The 16,403-nt window shown below is 60.6% G+C and carries 14 protein-coding genes; 7 read left to right on the plus strand and 7 right to left on the minus strand.

Annotated features, from left to right (window positions below; translation table 11 throughout):
- Nucleotides 1-17: 17 nt before the first annotated feature.
- The 4 genes from sstT to ABR39_RS16265 form a co-directional block, all read right to left on the minus strand.
- Nucleotides 18-1,259, minus strand: coding sequence for a serine/threonine transporter SstT (gene sstT / locus ABR39_RS16250; protein WP_047347753.1), 1,242 nt, complete (start codon nt 1,257-1,259; stop codon nt 18-20).
- A gap of 240 nt (nt 1,260-1,499) precedes the next feature.
- On the minus strand, nt 1,500-2,465 hold the full coding sequence (locus ABR39_RS16255; RefSeq protein WP_047347754.1) for a TerC family protein: 966 nt from the start codon (nt 2,463-2,465) through the stop codon (nt 1,500-1,502).
- Nucleotides 2,466-2,716: 251 nt separating this feature from the next.
- Entirely contained in the window at nt 2,717-3,715 is a 999-nt protein-coding gene (locus tag ABR39_RS16260) for a Gfo/Idh/MocA family protein (RefSeq protein ID WP_047347755.1), read from the minus strand.
- Between the two features lie 70 nt (nt 3,716-3,785).
- Nucleotides 3,786-4,289, minus strand: coding sequence for a YgjP-like metallopeptidase domain-containing protein (locus tag ABR39_RS16265; RefSeq protein WP_047347756.1), 504 nt, complete (start codon nt 4,287-4,289; stop codon nt 3,786-3,788).
- A 208-nt stretch (nt 4,290-4,497) separates the two neighbouring features.
- Here ABR39_RS16265 and rlmG point away from each other — a divergent pair, with 208 nt between their 5' ends.
- On the plus strand, nt 4,498-5,634 hold the full coding sequence (gene rlmG / locus ABR39_RS16270; protein ID WP_047347757.1) for a 23S rRNA (guanine(1835)-N(2))-methyltransferase RlmG: 1,137 nt from the start codon (nt 4,498-4,500) through the stop codon (nt 5,632-5,634).
- Nucleotides 5,635-5,709: 75 nt separating this feature from the next.
- Here the strand turns inward: rlmG and ABR39_RS16275 are convergent, their stop codons facing one another.
- The 3 genes from ABR39_RS16275 to lsrR all read right to left on the minus strand — a co-directional run bounded on the left by ABR39_RS16275 (nt 5,710) and on the right by lsrR (nt 10,496).
- Nucleotides 5,710-7,731 (minus strand): NADPH-dependent 2,4-dienoyl-CoA reductase, encoded by a 2,022-nt coding sequence (locus tag ABR39_RS16275; protein ID WP_047347758.1) that lies wholly within the window; start codon nt 7,729-7,731, stop codon nt 5,710-5,712.
- Nucleotides 7,732-7,896: 165 nt separating this feature from the next.
- The gene (gene lsrK, locus ABR39_RS16280) at nt 7,897-9,492 is read right to left on the minus strand and encodes an autoinducer-2 kinase (protein WP_047347759.1); all 1,596 of its coding nucleotides are present in this window, start codon (nt 9,490-9,492) and stop codon (nt 7,897-7,899) included.
- 32 nt (nt 9,493-9,524) lie between these two features.
- The gene (gene lsrR / locus ABR39_RS16285; protein ID WP_047347760.1) at nt 9,525-10,496 is read right to left on the minus strand and encodes a transcriptional regulator LsrR; all 972 of its coding nucleotides are present in this window, start codon (nt 10,494-10,496) and stop codon (nt 9,525-9,527) included.
- 215 nt (nt 10,497-10,711) lie between these two features.
- Between lsrR and lsrA the strand changes: the two genes are divergently transcribed.
- Genes lsrA through lsrG form a run of 6 tightly spaced genes read left to right on the plus strand, consistent with a single transcriptional unit; the run spans nt 10,712 to nt 16,397 of the window.
- The gene (lsrA, locus tag ABR39_RS16290) at nt 10,712-12,199 is read left to right on the plus strand and encodes an autoinducer 2 ABC transporter ATP-binding protein LsrA (protein WP_047347761.1); all 1,488 of its coding nucleotides are present in this window, start codon (nt 10,712-10,714) and stop codon (nt 12,197-12,199) included.
- The gene (gene lsrC, locus ABR39_RS16295; RefSeq protein WP_047347762.1) at nt 12,196-13,227 is read left to right on the plus strand and encodes an autoinducer 2 ABC transporter permease LsrC; all 1,032 of its coding nucleotides are present in this window, start codon (nt 12,196-12,198) and stop codon (nt 13,225-13,227) included. The genes lsrA and lsrC overlap by 4 nt, the downstream gene beginning before the upstream one ends.
- Nucleotides 13,228-14,205 (plus strand): autoinducer 2 ABC transporter permease LsrD, encoded by a 978-nt coding sequence (lsrD, locus tag ABR39_RS16300; RefSeq protein ID WP_047347763.1) that lies wholly within the window; start codon nt 13,228-13,230, stop codon nt 14,203-14,205.
- A gap of 1 nt (nt 14,206) precedes the next feature.
- Nucleotides 14,207-15,208, plus strand: a complete 1,002-nt coding sequence (gene lsrB, locus ABR39_RS16305; RefSeq protein ID WP_047347764.1) for an autoinducer 2 ABC transporter substrate-binding protein LsrB — start codon at nt 14,207-14,209, stop codon at nt 15,206-15,208.
- 11 nt (nt 15,209-15,219) lie between these two features.
- Nucleotides 15,220-16,107, plus strand: coding sequence for a 3-hydroxy-5-phosphonooxypentane-2,4-dione thiolase (lsrF, locus tag ABR39_RS16310; protein ID WP_047347765.1), 888 nt, complete (start codon nt 15,220-15,222; stop codon nt 16,105-16,107).
- On the plus strand, nt 16,104-16,397 hold the full coding sequence (gene lsrG, locus ABR39_RS16315) for a (4S)-4-hydroxy-5-phosphonooxypentane-2,3-dione isomerase (RefSeq protein ID WP_013098845.1): 294 nt from the start codon (nt 16,104-16,106) through the stop codon (nt 16,395-16,397). Before lsrF ends, lsrG begins: the two co-directional genes overlap by 4 nt.
- Nucleotides 16,398-16,403: the final 6 nt, after the last annotated feature.

Below are 16,403 nucleotides of genomic sequence, written 5' to 3' on the forward strand. Positions count from 1 at the left end.
GGGTTGCCGTTTTGCTGTTAACCTCGCAGGGCGTTCTTTGCCAGGCGCGCGTCTTCCGCCTGGCATACGGCGGCGGTGAACATCACGTCGGTGGAGGAGTTAATCGCCGTCTCGCAGGAGTCCTGCAATACGCCGATGATAAAGCCTACCGCAACCACCTGCATGGCGATCTCGTTCGGGATGCCGAACATATTACACGCCAGCGGGATCAGTAACAGAGAACCGCCCGCCACGCCGGATGCGCCACAGGCACAGAGCGCGGCAACTACGCTGAGCAGCAGCGCCGTTGGCAGGTCCACAGGAATACCCAGCGTATTGACCGCAGCCAGCGTCAGTACCGTGATGGTAATTGCCGCCCCCGCCATATTGACGGTCGCCCCCAGCGGGATAGAGACGGAATAGGTATCCCGGTCCAGATTCAGCTTTTCGCACAGCGACATATTAACCGGAATGTTCGCCGCCGAGCTGCGGGTGAAGAAGGCAGTCACACCGCTTTCGCGCAGGCACATCAGCACCAGCGGGTACGGGTTACGGCGGGTCTGCAGAAATACCAGCAGCGGGTTAATCACCAGTGCCACAACGGCCATGCAGCCAATCAGTACCAGCAGCAGTTGGGCATAGCCCCACAATGCGCCAAAACCGGTCGTTGCCAGCGTTGAGGCGACAAGGCCAAAAATACCAATCGGTGCGAAGCGGATCACCACCGTCACGATAAAGGTCACGGCGTTAGAAACGTCGGTAATCAGGTTTTTGGTGGTGTCATTGCTATGGCGCAGGGCAAAGCCCAAACCGACTGCCCATACCAGGATCCCGATGTAGTTCGCGTTAATAAGCGCGTGGATCGGGTTGGCAACAATGCTCATCAGCAGGCCGTGCATGACTTCAACGATACCCGCCGGCGGCGTAATGTCGGTTGCGCCGGTGGTCAGCTGCAGCGTGGACGGGAAGATAAAGCTCACCACCACGGCCGTCAGGGCCGCAGAGAAGGTGCCCAGCAGGTACATCCACAGAATGGGGCGGATATTGGTTTTTTGCCCTTGCTGGTGATTGGCGATAGAGGCCATCACCAGGGTCAGAACCAGCACCGGTGCGACCGCTTTCAGTGCGCCGACGAAGAGGGTACCGAGAAGGCCAGTTGCCTCTGCGGCAGGTTTTGAGATCAGTGCCAGCGCGACGCCGAGCACCAGGCCAACCAGTATTTGCTTAACGAGGCTGCCGCGCGAGAGGCGCGCAAGCATACCCGACGAGGATGTAGTCATAGGTGTTCCTTAAGTGAAATTGCGTTCCATCCCGGATGTGCTCTAAGTCACATTTATGTCCGGATGTAAGTAAATGTTTGCCTGGTCGAGTATAGGGAATGCGCGAAAGGAGGGAAGCGTAAAATGCTGGGTTTTACGTGTTGCATCATATTTTTTAACTACTGCGTTACAAAAGTGTGTTCACCCTCTCCCTGTGGGAGAGGGCCGGGGTGAGGGCATCAGCCCGCACCGAACGTTTTACTAAACCTGCTGCTTTTTATCGTGCTGGCGGTTAACCCAAGTATTGATAATCAGCGTCACGATCAGAATGCCAAACACCACGCCGAGCGAAATGGCGATCGGTATGTGGTAGAAATCGACGATCAGCATCTTGATACCGATAAACACCAGAATCACCGACAGGCCGTACTTCAGCATTGAGAAGCGCTCAGCCGCGCCTGCCAGCAGGAAATACATGGCACGCAGGCCGAGAATTGCGAACAGGTTTGAGGTCAGAACGATGAACGGGTCGGTGGTTACCGCGAAAATAGCCGGGATGCTGTCGACGGCGAAAATCACGTCGCTAAGCTCAACCAGAATCAGCACCAGCAGCAGCGGGGTGGCAAACAGCAGACCGTTTTTGCGCACGAAGAAGTGCTCGCTCTCGATCTTGTCGGTCATGCGCAGGTGTCCACGGATCCACTTAACCAGCGGACGATCGCCAATCGCGGAGCCGTCCTCTTTCGCCAGCGCCATTTTGACCCCGGTGAACAGAAGGAACGCGCCGAAGACGTACAGCAGCCACTCGAACTGGGTAATCAGCCAGCTGCCGGCGAAGATCATAATGGTACGCAGAACAATCGCGCCCAGTACGCCGTAAACCAGCACGCGGCGCTGCAGGGCAGCAGGTACGGCGAAGTAGCTGAACAGCATCAGCCAGACGAAGACGTTATCAACCGCCAGGGCTTTTTCAATCAGATAGCCGGTGAGGAAGGCGAGCGCCTGAGGATCGGCCACCGCGCGGCCTTCGGTCGAAGCCAGATACCACCAGAAGGCAGCACAGAACAGCAGGGAAAGGGTAACCCACACCAGAGACCAGGCCGCGGCCTGCTTCATGGTCATGCCGTGCGCGCCGCGGCGTCCCTGCAAAAAGAGGTCGATCGCCAGCATGATGAGCACGACAACCGCGAATCCGCCCCACAACATTGGAGTGCCGACAGAATGCATACTATTTTCCTTACACATAAAAAACAAAAACGGCCATGGTCAGAAGACGATAGCCGTTAGCTTTTTATGCATAGACCTCGCCTTCCGGCAAGGTCTCACTTACAACCACGAGGGTTGCCCGGCGACCGGATGCGGTATTGCACGCATCGTAATGACGATCCACCGGCGAAGAAGTTACTCCCCTTTGCAGGTAACAAAATATGTCAGACCATTGGTTTCGTCAATGGTCTGCGCCGTTTCATTACACAGCTTTACGCGATAGCTTCCGCGCTCACGCCGTCTGCCGGGAACACCACGCCCGTCTGACGGCGGATCTCCGTTTGCAGCTTCGCCGTGGTGCGGCTCACCGCGAGACCCGGGTGATTCACTTCGTTGTCTTCCACCAGACGGGCGAAGACCTCTACCTCATAGAGCATAGTGTTGATATGCTGAGGCTGCGTCAGCTCCTGCGCTTTACCGCCGCGCGGCACAAAGCTCACCTTCTGGCACTCGGAGATCTTCTCGATCACCAGCGACCCGGCTTCGCCCTGAATTTCGCTCGGCAGCACGGAATCGCTGACTTTGGAGTGCTGCAGCGTGACGCTGAAATCACCGTAATCCAGCACCACGAGCCCGTGCGCATCCACGCCGCTCTCCAGCAGGCTGGCGGTGGCCGTCACGCCATGCGGCTCGCCCCACAGCGCCACGGCGGAGGCCAGGCAGTAGAAACCGATATCCATAATCGAGCCGTTAGAGAAGGCCGGGTTAAAGGTATTTGGGTTCTCGCCGTCGAGATAGCGCTGATAGCGCGACGAGTACTGGCAGTAGTTGATAAAGGCTTTACGCACTTTGCCAATTTTCGGCAGCGACTGCAGCAGCAGCAGGAAATTCGGCAGGCTGGCCGTTTTGAACGCTTCGAACAGCACCACCTGGTTTTCGCGGGCAAGCGCAATGGCCGCTTCCACTTCCTCGATATTCGACGCCAGCGGCTTCTCGCAGATCACATGCTTTTTATGGCTGAGGAACAGCTTCGTTTGCGGGAAGTGCAGGGAGTTCGGGCTGGCGATGTACACCGCGTCAATGGCATCGCTTTGCGCCATTTCATCGAGCGAGGTGAACAGATGTTCAACCAGATAGTCGTTCGCGAAGCTCTGCGCCTGCTCAAGGCTGCGGGAATAGACTGCGGTAAGTTTAAGTTTGCCGGTTTCATGGGCGGCGTCGACGAACTGGCGTGTGATCCAGTTCGTACCAATGACTGCGAAACGTATCATAAACGTTTACGTACTCCGTAGCGGGGAACCTTTAGCCACTGTAGCACGTCATCATGACAATTCGCGTGCGCTATTCCGCATTACTATTTAACGATAAATGCGTAAGCCATAGCCGGGTATCAAACTCCAGCTGGTGGTACTGCGGCTCCATATGGCAGCACAGGGAGTAGAACGCTTTGTCGTGCTCTTTCTCTTTCAGGTGCGCCAGCTCATGCACCACGATCATCCGCAGAAACGCTTCCGGCGCGTTACGGAAAACCGTCGCGACGCGGATCTCGGCTTTGGCTTTCAGCTTGCCGCCCTGCACGCGGGAGATGGCGGTGTGCAGGCCGAGCGCGTTTTTCAGCACGTGGATCTTGTTGTCATACATCACCTTGTTGATCGGCGGCGCGCTCTTCAGATAACGGCTTTTCAGATCCTGCGTATACTGCCAGAGGGCCTTATCGGTCGCGAAATCGTGCGTGCCGGGATAGCGTTTTTCCAGCACCGCGCCGAGCTTCTGCTCGGCAATCAGGCTGCGAACCTGAGTAAGTAAATGCTCCGGGTAGCCCTGGAGATAAGTAAGTTGGTTCATCAAGGCCCCAAATCGACAATAAAACGGGTATACCCTTCATCCTTCACGTTGTCTCTGCGTTGGCTGCGTCTGCTCACCCCAGTCACTTACTTGTGTAAGCTCCCGGGGATTCTCAGACTTGCCGCCTTGATACAACTTGAATGATTTTGGGTATATACTCACGCACCCTTTTCAGGGATACGCCAAATTTTACCATTCAGGAGGGCCGATGAGCCACTTAGACAACGGTTTCCGTTCACTCAACCTTAAACGTTTCCCGGAAACGGACGACGTTAACCCGCTTATGGCGTGGGAAGCGGCGGATGAATATCTGCTGCAGCAGTTGGATGAGACTGAAATCCGCGGCCCGGTTTTGATCCTGAATGACGCGTTTGGCGCGCTGGGCTGCGCCCTGGCGGAGCACACGCCATACAGCATCGGCGATTCCTATCTGAGCGAGCTGGCGACGCGTGAAAATCTGCGTCACAACGACATCGAAGAGTCCAGCGTCAAGTTCCTCGACAGCACCGCGGACTACCCGCAGGCGCCGGGCGTGGTATTGATTAAGGTGCCAAAAACCATGGCGCTGCTAGAGCAGCAGCTGCGCGCGCTGCGTAAGGTTGTGACGCCTGAAACCCGCATTATCGCGGGCGCCAAAGCGCGTGATATTCACACCTCGACGCTGGAGCTGTTCGAGAAAGTCCTCGGCCCGACCACCACGACGCTGGCCTGGAAAAAAGCGCGCCTGATCAACTGTACGTTCAGCGCACCAGAGCTGGCCGACGCGCCAGAGACCCTGAGCTGGAAACTGGAAGGCACCGACTGGACCATCCACAACCACGCAAACGTCTTCTCCCGCACCGGTCTGGATATCGGCGCGCGTTTCTTCATGGAACACCTGCCGGAAAATCTGGAAGGTGAGATTGTCGATCTGGGCTGCGGTAACGGCGTGATTGGCCTGACGCTGCTGGCGAAGAACCCGGACGCCAGCGTGGTGTTCAGCGACGAGTCGCCAATGGCGGTGGCCTCCAGCCGTCTGAACGTGGAAACCAACCTGCCGGAAGCGCTGGACCGCTGCGAGTTTATGATTAACAACGCGCTGTCGGGCGTCGAGCCGTTCCGCTTCAACGCCGTGTTCTGTAACCCGCCGTTCCACCAGAAGCACGCCCTGACGGATAACGTCGCGTGGGAGATGTTCCACCACGCCCGCCGCTGCCTGAAGATCAACGGCGAGCTGTACATCGTGGCAAACCGCCACCTGGACTACTTCCACAAGCTGAAGAAGATTTTCGGTAACTGCGTCACCATTGCGACCAACAACAAGTTTGTGGTGCTGAAAGCGGTGAAGCTGGGACGTCGTCGGTAAGATTGAGTGCGGTGCGGCCTGATGCCCTCACCCCAACCCTCTCCCACAGGGAGAGGGAGCAAACCCGGCAATGCCCTAGATCGCCAGAGCTAATTTCGTCCCCTGCGCAATTGCCCGCCGCGCATCCAGCTCCATCGCCACGTCGCACCCGCCGATCAAATGCAGCGTTTTCCCCGCCTCGCGCAGCGGATCCGCCAGATCCCGCTTCGGCTCCTGCCCGGCACATAAAATGACATGATCCACGCGCAGCAGCTGCGGTTCGCCGCCGATGGTGACGTGCAGCCCCTCGTCGTCGATTTTCTGATAGCTGACCGCCGGGATCATCTTCACCCCGCGTGAGAGCAGGGTGGCGCGGTGGATCCAGCCCGTGGTTTTACCCAGCCCTTCGCCCGGCTTGCTGGCTTTACGCTGGAGCATCACGATCTGGCGCGGGCTTTTCGGCAGCTGCGGCCCTTCCGGGCGTAGCCCGCCGGACTGGTTCAGGCTGGTGTCGATCCCCCATTCCACGCAAAACTCGGCAATGTTCTGGCTGGTGGCCTCACCCGGCTGGCTTAAATACATGGCGGTATCAAAGCCGATCCCGCCGCAGCCGATAATCGCCACCTTCTCGCCAACCGGCGCTTTGTCACGCAGCACGTCGAGATAGCTCAGGACCTTTGGATGATCGATACCCTCGATCGCAGGCAGGCGCGGGGCGATCCCGCTTGCCAGAATCACCTCGTCGAACGCCAGCAGATCGTCTGCCTTCACCCGCTGGTTAAGCCGCAGATCCACGCCCGTCAGCTCGATCATCCGACGGTAGTAGCGCAGGGTTTCATAGAACTCCTCTTTGCCGGGGATCTGTTTGGCGATATTAAATTGCCCGCCGATCTCGGCGGCGGCATCAAACAGCGTCACGCTGTGCCCGCGCGAGGCGGCATTGACCGCAAACGCCAGGCCCGCCGGCCCTGCCCCCACCACCGCCAGGCGCTTTTTGTTTTGCGCCGGAACGATCGGCATTTTGGTTTCGTGGCAGGCGCGCGGGTTGACGAGACAGGAGGTGACCTTGCCGACGAAAATCTGATCCAGACAAGCCTGGTTACAGCCGATGCAGGTGTTGATCTCATCCGCGCGCCCGCTTTGCGCTTTCGACAGCAGTTCGGCATCGGCGAGGAACGGCCGCGCCATGGACACCATATCGGCATCGCCGCGCGATATCACATCGTCCGCCACCTGCGGGTCGTTAATACGGTTGGTGGTGACCAGCGGAATAGACACTTTCCCCTTCAGCCTGCGCGTCACCCAGCTGAACGCCGCGCGCGGCACCGGCGTGGCGATGGTCGGAATGCGCGCCTCGTGCCAGCCGATGCCGGTGTTGATAATGGTGGCCCCGGCGGCTTCAATCGCCTGCGCCAGCTGCACGGTTTCGTCGAACGTTCCGCCGCCTTCCACCAGGTCGAGCATCGACAGGCGGAAGACGATTATAAAGTCCGCGCCCGCACGTTCGCGCACCGCGCGCACCACCTCCACGGCAAAGCGCATGCGGCGGGCATAGTCGCCGCCCCATTCGTCGTCGCGCTGGTTGGTGCGCGCGGCGAGGAATTCGTTAATCAAATAGCCTTCGGAACCCATTATCTCGACGCCGTCATAGCCCGCCTCACGCGCCAGCGCGGCGCAGCGGGCGAAGTCGTCAATCAGTCCCAGGATCTCGTCGTGGCTGAGAGCATGCGGCTTGAAGCGGTTGATCGGTGCCTGGATGGCCGAGGGGGCAACCAGATTCGGCTGGTAGCTGTAGCGCCCGGTGTGCAGGATTTGCAGGGCGATTTTCCCGCCCTCGCGGTGGACCGCGTCGGTCACCATGCGGTGGTGCGGCAGCTGTGACGCATCGTTCAATACCGCACCGCCCTCCATGCCGACGCCGGAAGGGGCAGGGGCCACGCCGCCGGTGACTATCAGCGCCACGCCGTGGCGCGCGCGCTCGGCGTAGAAGGCCGCCAGACGCTCTGCCCCGTCCGGATGCTCCTCCAGCCCGGTGTGCATCGAGCCCATCAACACGCGGTTTTTGAGTGTGGTGAACCCCAGATCGAGGGGGGCGAATAACGACGGGTAGCGGCTCATAGTCTCTTCCAGTGTAAAATTATTGTTATGTGGTCGGATGAGTTACTAATTTAGCCAGCGGGGAGTAAAAGGGAAAAGGGGAATGCAGTGATTGTGATGGGATTCAAATAATGCCCTCACCCTAACCCTCTCCCACAGGGAGAGGGGACTTAATCTCCCTCTCCCTTAGGGAGAGGGGCGGGGTGAGGGGGATGCCCGCACTAGCCCCGGCGCCTGCCACATCGACGTCGTCAGTCCGCTGTCCACCAGCCCAAGCTGGTCGGCGTACACCGCCTGCCACTTCCGCATCATGCCGTCGTACAGCTCGCGGTGCTGCGGGTTGGGCGTGAACTCGCGGCTCCACTTCACCAGCCGCTCGCCCGTCGAGGCCATATCCGCAAACAGCCCGGCCCCGGTTCCGGCCGCGATCGCGCAGCCCAGCGCCGTTGCCTCCTTCACTTCCGGCACGCGCACCGGCAGCCCGGTGACGTCGCTTAAAATCTGGCTCCACAGGGCCCCTTTTGACCCGCCGCCCGCGAAGACCAGGCTCTCAAACGTCACGCCGGAAAAGCGCGAGATCTGCGCCAGGTTGCAGGCCGAGACGATCGCCGCATTCTCCTCCAGAGCGCGGAAAAGCGTCGCTTTGTTGCACTTCTCCGGGTCGATGGAGAGGTTAATAAACGACGGTGCGGCGTGGTACCACTGCTTAAAATGCATCGCGTCGGAGAAGATCGGCATCACCCCGTGGGAGCCTGCCGGCACGCGGCTGGCCATCTCTTCCATAAGGGAATAAGTGTCCATGCCCATGCGCTCGGCAATCAGCTTTTCCTCGGCGCAGAATGCGTCGCGGAACCAGCGCATGGTCAGCCCGGTAAAGAAGCTGATCGACTCCGCCTGCGCCATGCCGGGGATAACGTGCGGGTTCACGCGGATGTTCATGTCGGGGTCGGTGCGCACCTGCGGCAGGTTCACCACCTGCTGCCAGAAGGTGCCGCCCAGCACCGCCGTCTGCCCGGCGCGGACCACGCCCAGCCCCAGACAGCCAAGCTGCACGTCGCCGCCGCCCATCACCACCGGCGTGCCCTCGCGCAGGCCGCTCTGCTGTGCGGCTTCATGGGTAACGGCGCCCAGCACGGTGCCGGTCTCTTTCACCGGGGAGAGGATATCGGCCCGCAGCCCGGCCATGTCGAGCAGCGCCGGACGCCAGTCGCGGGAGAAGAGATCGAGCATGCCGGTGGTGCCCGCGTTGGACGGGTCGACCGCCAGCTCGCCCGAGAGCTTCGCCGCCAGCCAGTCGCTGATCATGGTGATGGTGGCGGCCTTGCGGTAAATATCCGGGCGATGGTGTGCCAGCCACAGCAGGCGCGGCATGGCGCTCAGCGCCAGCGTCTGGCCGGAAACGTCATACACTTCGGATTCAAAACGGTCGTCGTGGATCTCTTTGAGTTCGGCCACCTCGCGGCTGGCGCGGGCGTCGACGTTGGCGCAGGCCCAGATGGCCTCGCCGTTGCGGTCATACAGCACGATCCCTTCGCGCATGGAGCAGCAGGCGACGGACTGAATATCAGCCGCGCTCAGGTGCGCACGTTCCAGCGCCTGATGAATACACTGGCAGGCCAGCCGCCAGTTGGTCTCCAGGTCGAACTCCATCGACCCCGGCACGTTCTCCACGCTCAGGTGCTTCCACTCGGCCTGACCGACGGCAATCTGGTTGCCCTGTAAATCGAAAATCACGGCGCGAATGCTGCCTGTCCCTGCATCTAACGCTAAAAGGTAACTCATGAGCTTGCCTCGTGTCAGGCGCAGGGCTGCTCTTATCCGGCCAGAGCCAGCACCGCGCGGGCTGTCGTCTCTTCCGTCACCAGGCCATTGATACGGCGACCTTTCAGTGCGGCATAAATCGCATCGGCTTTCTCTTCTCCTCCGGCCACGCCAACGATGGTGGGCAGCTGCGCCAGTTCATCGAGCGTGACGCCCAGCAGTTCTTTGTGGATCTCCAGCTCCTCGACGCATTCGCCTTCTGCATTAAGGAAGTAGCCGAGAATGTCGCCGACCGCCCCTTTGCGGGCGTACATCAGCTGTTCACCTTCGCTGATATAGCCGGAGCGCAGTATCGTTGCGTCACGGCGCTGGTTCACCGAACCAATGCCGACCACAGCCACGTCGGCAGCGGTGGCGGCGAGGATCACGTCCCGCACGCTGGTTTCGCGTTTTAAGATCCCGGCCACCTCGGCGGATGACACGCGAAGCGGGGCGGGGATCATGCTCACGCTGCAGGCCGCATCCAGCTGGCCGATACCGGTCATGTAAGGCCCCACGCCGCCGGAGAGCGTTACCAGGCGGATCTGCTGCGAGCTGATAAAGCCGCTCAGGTGCTGCAGGCTGCTCATGGTGGTTTCACCAAACCCCACCGCCAACAGCTGGCCGGGCTCCAGCACGCCCATCAGCGACTGCGCGGCGCCTATGCCTAACCGCACGTTCATCGGCGGGGTATTCAGCGCCGGCATCACGCGCACCAGCTTCAGGCCAAAGCGCTGCTGGAGCTCGGTTTCCAGCGCCAGACAGCCCTCGTAGCGGGAGTTGATCTGCACCCGGATCACTCCGGACTGACGGCCCTTTTCCAGCAGGCGTGAAATCTTCAGGCGCGGCAGCCCGAGCCGCTCGCCGATTTCGTTCTGGGTTAATCCGTCGTGGTAGTAGCACCAGGCCACGCGGGCCACCAGCTCCTCTTCCGCCAGCGCCAGCCCGGCAAACCGTCCTTCTTCCGCAGTGCGTTTATCGCTCATAATTGAACTCTTATAAAAATTTAGATCATATGTTCGTGATGGCGCGGAGGGAAAGTGTGAGCCACGCGACAAAACGGATCTTTTAGATTGTTTGAAGCCTGTCTGGATCTTAATCGATAAAACTGTGATCCCTGCACGGTTGTAAATATAGTTCACCGTCTACGCTTTTGAACATTATTAAATCTAAAAATCATTTGTTCAATAGCGGAGCGATGATGACCTCACTTCTTGAAGCGCGCGATATCAGCAAGCAGTTCTCCGGCGTGCCGGTTCTAAAAGGCATTGATTTCACGCTGCTTGCGGGCCAGGTGCACGCGCTGATGGGCGGTAACGGTGCGGGAAAATCGACGCTAATGAAGATTATCGCCGGGGTGGAAACGCCGGGCAGCGGTGAACTTTCCGTCGAGGGACAGTCATATGCGCGGCTCACGCCTGCGCAGGCGCACAGGTTAGGCATTTACCTGGTGCCGCAGGAGCCGCTGCTGTTCCCCAACCTGACGGTCAGGGAAAACATTCTTTTCCGCCTGCCGCGCGAACGCGATCTGGAAAAGCGGCTGGCGGAGAAACTCCAGCAGCTGCAGTGCCCGCTTAACCTCGACGCCGCGGCCAGCACCCTGGAAGTGGCGGATCAGCAGATGGTGGAGATCCTGCGCGGATTAATGCGCAACGCCAGGATCCTGATCCTCGACGAACCCACGGCGTCGCTCACGCCGGGCGAAACCGAGCGGCTGTTCCGGCAGATCCGCGCGCTGCAGGATCTCGGCGTTGGGATTGTCTTTATCTCCCACAAGCTGCCGGAAATTCGCATGCTTTCGAGCCACGTCTCGGTGATGCGCGACGGCGCGGTGGTGCTGAGCGGCGAAACCGCGCAGTTTGACGATAGCGCCCTGATCGCCGCCATGACGCCGGTCAGTCGCGATAAAACCCTCAGCGATACGCAAAAGCTGTGGCTGGCGCTGCCGGGCAACCGCCGCACCCAGCCGCAGGATTTCCCGGTACTGCGCGTGGACGATCTCACCGGGGAGGGGTTTATCGATCTAAGCCTTGAGATCTACGCCGGGGAGATCGTCGGCCTGGCCGGGCTGGTGGGATCCGGGCGCACCGAGTTTGCCGAAACCCTTTACGGCCTGCGTCCGGCGCGCGGCGGGCGGATCTGGCTGGAAAACCAGGAGATCACCGCAGATCCGGTCAGTTCACGCCTGGACAAAGGGCTGGTCTACCTGCCGGAAGACAGACAGGTGTCCGGCCTGTTCCTCGACGCGCCGATCCGCTGGAACACCGTGGCGCTAAACGAGCCGTCTCTCTGGCAGCAGCGCAAGAGAGAGTCTGCGGTGGTGGAACGCTATCACCGGGCGCTCGGGATCAAGCTCAACCATGCGGATCAACCCGTGCGCACGCTCTCGGGTGGTAACCAGCAGAAGGTGCTGCTGGCGCGCTGTCTGGAAGCCAATCCGCTGCTGCTGATCGTCGATGAACCCACGCGCGGCGTGGACGTGGCGGCGCGCGCCGATATCTATCAGCTGCTCAAAAGCGTGGCGGCGCAGAACGTGGCGGTGCTGATGATCTCAAGCGATCTCGATGAGTTTCCGGGCCTCGCGGACCGCGTGCTGGTGATGCATCAGGGCGTACTCAGCGGTGAACTGCCGCGCCGCGCCGTCAGCCTCGACCGGATGATGGCGCTGGCGTTCGGAGGACAATCATGAAGATCTTACTCAAAAACCGCGAGCTGAGCGCCTTTCTCGCCATTCTGGCGCTGTTCGCCGTGCTGGTGGCGCTGAATCCGTCCTATCTGAGCCTGCAGACGTTGGGGATGATCTTCGCCAGCTCGCAGATCCTGATCCTGCTGGCGCTCGGCGCCGCGCTGGTAATGCTGACCCGCAATATTGACGTGTCCGTGGGCTCTACCGTCGGGCTGTCGGCGATCGCCGTCGGCGTGGCGCTGAACAGCGGCTACAGCCTGCCCGTTTCCATTCTCTTCGCGCTGTCTATTGGCGCAATGGCGGGGGCGTTCAACGGTTTTCTGGTGGTGGGGCTGCGCATTCCGGCGATTGTCGCCACCCTCGGCACGCTGGGCCTGTACCGCGGGGCGATGCTGCTCTGGACGGGCGGGAAGTGGATTGAAGGGCTGCCGCCGGGGCTAAAATCCCTCTCAGAACCGGTTGCCATCGGCATTTCGCCGCTCGGTATGGTGGTGCTGTTTTTAGCGGCCGTGGGCGCGTGGACGCTGTCGCGCACCGCGTTTGGCCGTGATTTCTATGCCGTAGGCGATAACCTCGCCGCCGCGCGCCAGCTGGGCGTAGCCGTGAACCGCACCCGCATGCTCGCCTTTACCCTCAACGGCATGCTGGCGGCCTGCGCCGGGATCGTTTTTGCCTCACAGATTGGCTTCGTGCCGAACCAGACCGGCAGCGGGCTGGAGATGAAGGCCATCGCCGCCTGCGTGCTCGGCGGCATTTCACTGCTGGGCGGTACGGGCACGCTGATCGGTGCTCTGCTGGGGGCATTCTTCCTCACCCAAATCGATACCGTGCTGGTGCTGTTCCGGCTCCCGGCCTGGTGGAACGACTTTATCGCCGGGCTGGTGCTGCTGGGCGTGCTGGTGCTTGACGGACGCCTGCGTCAGGCGCTGGCGCGTCATCAGCGGGCGCTGAAGTACGGCCGCTTCCAGCTGGGCAACAGAGGGGGAAAGCACGTCACCCCCTTTCCCAAACGTAAAAAAGAGGTGGCGTAAATGAGGCTTAACTGGGAAAGCGCGCTGCTGATTTTGCTGGTGCTGGAGATCCTGCTCTTTGGCGCCATCAACCCGCGCATGCTCGACGTCAACATGCTGCTGTTCAGCACCAGCGATTTTATCTGCATCGGCATTGTAGCGCTGCCGCTCACGCTGGTGATTATCAGCGGCGGGATCGATATTTCGCTGGGGTCGACCATCGGCCTGTGCGCTATCGCGCTGGGAGTGATGATGCAGGCGGGGTGGCCGATGGCGGTTGCCATCCCTCTGACGCTGCTGCTGGGACTGCTGTGCGGATTATTTAATGCCGCGCTTATTCACTACACCGGCATTAGCCCTCTGGTGATTACCCTCGGCACGCTCTACCTCTACGGCGGCGGCGCGCTGCTGCTCTCCGGCATGGCGGGGGCGACGGGCTACGAGGGCATCGGCGGCTTCCCGGACAGCTTCACGGCGTTCGCTAACCTCACGGTGCTGGGCATGCCGATCCCGCTGGTGCTGTTCGCGGTCATTACCCTCTTCTTCTGGCTGATTACCCATCGCGGGCGCTTTGGCCGTCATCTGTTTTTGATTGGGCAGAATCCTCGCGCGGCGCGCTATGCGGCGCTGTCGGTGAACGGTATGCCCTACGCGCTGTACGGGCTGGTGGGCGTGGCCTCGGCCATAGCCGCGCTGGTGATGGTCTCCTATTTCGGCTCCGCGCGTTCGGATCTGGGGCGCGATTTACTGATGCCAGCGCTCACTGCCGCCGTGCTCGGCGGGGCCAATATCTACGGCGGGTCAGGTTCGGTTGTTGGTACGGCGCTGGCGGCGCTGCTGGTGGGCTACCTGCAGCAGGGTTTACAGATGGTCGGCATCGCTAACCAGGTGTCGAGCGCGCTGTCAGGGGCGCTGCTGGTTGTGGTGGTGATGGGGCGTTCGCTGAGTCTGCACCGTGAGTGGGTGCGATCTCTCTTTAGAAAACTATCCGGAGCGTAAGATGAAAACAAAACTGTTCGTCCTGGCAATGGCCCTCAGCTTCGCCTCGGCGCAGGCGGCGGACCGCATTGCTTTTATCCCGAAGCTGGTCGGGGTCGGCTTTTTCACCAGCGGCGGCAACGGCGCGAAAGAGGCGGGGAAAGATCTTGGCGTGGACGTCACCTACGACGGCCCAACCGAGCCGAGCGTCTCCGGCCAGGTGCAGCTCATCAATAACTTCGTCAACCAGGGCTATAACGCCATCATCGTCTCCGCCGTGTCGCCGGACGGCCTCTGCCCGGCGCTGAAGCGCGCGATGCAGCGCGGCGTCAAAGTGCTGACCTGGGATTCCGACACCAAGCCGGAGTGCCGCAGCATCTACATCAACCAGGGGACACCGGAACAGCTGGGTGGCCTGCTGGTGGAGATGGCGGGCAAGCAGGTCACCAAACCGAATGCCAAAGTGGCGTTCTTCTACTCCAGCCCCACCGTCACCGACCAGAACCAGTGGGTGAAAGAGGCGAAGGCCAAAATCGAGAAAGACCATCCGCAGTGGCAGGTCGTCACCACGCAGTTTGGCTATAACGACGCCACCAAATCCCTGCAAACCGCCGAGGGGATCTTAAAAGCGTATCCGGATCTGGATGCCATCATCGCCCCGGACGCCAACGCGCTTCCAGCCGCCGCACAGGCGGCAGAAAACCTGAAGCGGGAAGGGGTAGCGATTGTCGGCTTCAGCACGCCGAACGTGATGCGCCCGTACGTGGAGCGCGGCACGGTAAAAGCCTTCGGCCTGTGGGATGTCGTACAGCAGGGCAAAATTGCGGTCAATGTCGCCGATCGTTTGCTGAAAAAAGGCGATCTTAACGTCGGTGACAGCGTGGACGTAAAAGACATCGGGGCGCTGAAGGTCGAGCCGAACAGCGTGCAGGGCTACCAGTATGAGGCGAAGGGCAACGGCATCGTGCTGCTGCCGGAGCGCGTGGTGTTCACCAAAGAGAACATCAACAAATACGATTTCTGACGGGGGAGCAAATGGCTGATTTAGACGACATCAAAGACGGCAAGGATTTTGGCATCGGTACGCCGCAGCAGAATGTGCCGTTCACTTTGAAGGGCTGCGGCTCGCTGGATTGGGGCATGCAGTCCAGGCTGGCGCGCATCTTCAACCCGCAAAGCAACCGCACGGTGATGCTGGCCTTTGACCACGGCTACTTCCAGGGGCCAACCACCGGGCTTGAGCGTATCGATCTCTCCATCGCGCCGCTGTTCGGCGAAACCGACGTGCTGATGTGTACGCGCGGTATTTTGCGCAGTCAGGTGCCAGCCGCCACCAATAAGCCGGTGGTGCTGCGCGCCTCCGGCGGTAACTCGATTCTGGGTGAACTCTCCAACGAGTGCGTGGCGGTGGCGATGGAGGACGCGCTGCGCCTGAACGTCTGCGCGGTCGCGGCGCAGGTCTATATCGGCAGCGAGTTTGAGCATCAGTCGATCAACAACATCATCAAGCTGGTGGACGCGGGCGCGCGCTACGGCATGCCGACGCTGGCGGTGACGGGCGTGGGGAAAGAGATGGCGCGCGACGCGCGCTATTTCTCGCTCGCCAGCCGCATCGCCGCCGAAATGGGGGCGCAATTCGTCAAAACCTACTACGTGGACGAGGGCTTTGAAAAAGTGACCGCCAGCTGCCCGGTGCCGATCGTCATCGCCGGCGGCAAAAAGCTGCCGGAGCACGAGGCCCTGGAGATGTGCTGGCGCGCAATCGACCAGGGCGCCTCCGGCGTGGACATGGGGCGCAATATCTTCCAGTCCAGCGCGCCGCTCGCCATGCTGAAGGCGGTGAAAAAAGTGGTACACGAGAACATGAGCGCCCGGGAGGCGTTCCAGTTCTGGCAGGAAGAGAAACAGGGAGAAGCACAATGAACGTGACGCTGGTTGAAATCAACATTAAGCCCGAGCGGGTGGACGAGTTTCTGGAGGTGTTTCGCGCCAACCACGAGGGGGCGATTCAGGAGCCGGGAAACCTGCGCTTTGACGTATTGCAGGACCCGCGCGTGAAAACCCGGTTCTTTATCTACGAGGCCTATAAAGACGAAGAGGCGGTGCTGGCGCACAAGAAAACCCCGCACTATCTGGCGTGCGTGGATAAGCTTGAAGAATTAATGTCGGAGCCGCGCAAAAAGCGCAGCTTTGTGGGGTTGTTGCCGGAGTAACGGCCA

It is taken from the genome of Enterobacter genomosp. O, from assembly GCF_001022965.1.
In the GTDB taxonomy this organism is placed as follows: domain Bacteria; phylum Pseudomonadota; class Gammaproteobacteria; order Enterobacterales; family Enterobacteriaceae; genus Enterobacter; species Enterobacter cloacae_L.

What these genes read in the sequence shown, in the direction of transcription:
- sstT (WP_047347753.1), bottom strand. Translation starts at nt 1,259, where the DNA reads ATGACTACATCCTCGTCGGGTATGCTTGCGCGCCTCTCGCGCGGCAGC.
- ABR39_RS16255 (WP_047347754.1), bottom strand. Translation starts at nt 2,465, where the DNA reads ATGCATTCTGTCGGCACTCCAATGTTGTGGGGCGGATTCGCGGTTGTC.
- ABR39_RS16260 (WP_047347755.1), bottom strand. Translation starts at nt 3,715, where the DNA reads ATGATACGTTTCGCAGTCATTGGTACGAACTGGATCACACGCCAGTTC.
- ABR39_RS16265 (WP_047347756.1), bottom strand. Translation starts at nt 4,289, where the DNA reads ATGAACCAACTTACTTATCTCCAGGGCTACCCGGAGCATTTACTTACT.
- rlmG (WP_047347757.1), top strand. Translation starts at nt 4,498, where the DNA reads ATGAGCCACTTAGACAACGGTTTCCGTTCACTCAACCTTAAACGTTTC.
- ABR39_RS16275 (WP_047347758.1), bottom strand. Translation starts at nt 7,731, where the DNA reads ATGAGCCGCTACCCGTCGTTATTCGCCCCCCTCGATCTGGGGTTCACC.
- lsrK (WP_047347759.1), bottom strand. Translation starts at nt 9,492, where the DNA reads ATGAGTTACCTTTTAGCGTTAGATGCAGGGACAGGCAGCATTCGCGCC.
- lsrR (WP_047347760.1), bottom strand. Translation starts at nt 10,496, where the DNA reads ATGAGCGATAAACGCACTGCGGAAGAAGGACGGTTTGCCGGGCTGGCG.
- lsrA (WP_047347761.1), top strand. Translation starts at nt 10,712, where the DNA reads ATGACCTCACTTCTTGAAGCGCGCGATATCAGCAAGCAGTTCTCCGGC.
- lsrC (WP_047347762.1), top strand. Translation starts at nt 12,196, where the DNA reads ATGAAGATCTTACTCAAAAACCGCGAGCTGAGCGCCTTTCTCGCCATT.
- lsrD (WP_047347763.1), top strand. Translation starts at nt 13,228, where the DNA reads ATGAGGCTTAACTGGGAAAGCGCGCTGCTGATTTTGCTGGTGCTGGAG.
- lsrB (WP_047347764.1), top strand. Translation starts at nt 14,207, where the DNA reads ATGAAAACAAAACTGTTCGTCCTGGCAATGGCCCTCAGCTTCGCCTCG.
- lsrF (WP_047347765.1), top strand. Translation starts at nt 15,220, where the DNA reads ATGGCTGATTTAGACGACATCAAAGACGGCAAGGATTTTGGCATCGGT.
- lsrG (WP_013098845.1), top strand. Translation starts at nt 16,104, where the DNA reads ATGAACGTGACGCTGGTTGAAATCAACATTAAGCCCGAGCGGGTGGAC.